The sequence below is a fragment of the Bartonella sp. MR168JLCBS genome (genome assembly GCF_042194175.1).
This window is the reverse complement of sequence record NZ_JBHIMP010000296.1, coordinates 1-793: the sequence shown is the minus strand read 5'-3', so window position 1 is coordinate 793 and position 793 is coordinate 1. Positions and strand designations below refer to the sequence as shown.

Genomic DNA, 793 nt, shown 5'->3' with positions numbered 1-793 from the left:
GGCGCTTTCATGCCTGAAAGCGAAGCTGCAATGAGCTGTTTACGCTTCTCTTTTTTGGTATAATAATCAAGGAAATTACTTTCACTGATATGTAATTGCTGAAGATAGTTACGGAACAAATTCTGATTAAAAACGCCATTTATTTGAAACATATTATCAGCACCAAGGCTACGGGCTATTGCATCTTGCGAAAGATTGATTTTCATTTGACGCGTTTCTTCATCAAATAGCACATCTTGTTGTAATTGACTAAACACAAAAGTAGGGATTTGGTATTGCTGCATTTCATTTGGTGTGAACATTCGTCCAAGATGAGAAGCGAGTGCTAAACGTAAGCTTTGATCAGCAAGCGCGAGATGATAATCATCGACAGTTATTGTAGATTCTCCAGAAGAGATAAGGTCTCTTTCACTTTTTGTGTGTAACTGTGGTATCCCCCATAAAAAGATGAAGCATAAGAGCAAACTAACGAGAAAAATTCTAGCAACCCAAGAATTCGTGGCGTTTCTTATGATGTTAAGCATCGTTCAATTCCATTTTTGGCATGAATTATCATCAAAGCAATAATAGAATTTGCAATAAAGATGCGTAAGATGCAAGCTTAAAGACTTGCTTTTGTTTTATAATTTGATACCTAAAGATAAACAATGTGTTGTAATAGCGCTTGAGGTGAAAATATGTCTCCAAATATTCGACCTTTTATTGCTGGAAATTGGAAAATGAATGGAACTGTTGAATCTCTTGGAGAGTTGCGTGCTATTGCTGCTGGCGTTAGCTCTGATTTAGGCCATTT

The 793-nt window shown here is 36.6% G+C and carries 1 protein-coding gene and 1 pseudogene; one reads left to right on the top strand and one right to left on the bottom strand.

Annotated elements, in window-relative coordinates:
• A partial coding sequence (locus tag ACFIK8_RS10985; RefSeq protein WP_375669447.1) for a SurA N-terminal domain-containing protein occupies nucleotides 1-524 on the bottom strand: 524 nt, incomplete at its 3' end.
• Between the two features lie 153 nt (nucleotides 525-677).
• On the opposite strand from ACFIK8_RS10985, the pseudogene ACFIK8_RS10980 reads away from it, so the two are divergent.
• Nucleotides 678-793: pseudogene (locus tag ACFIK8_RS10980) on the top strand (triose-phosphate isomerase); the annotation flags it as partial.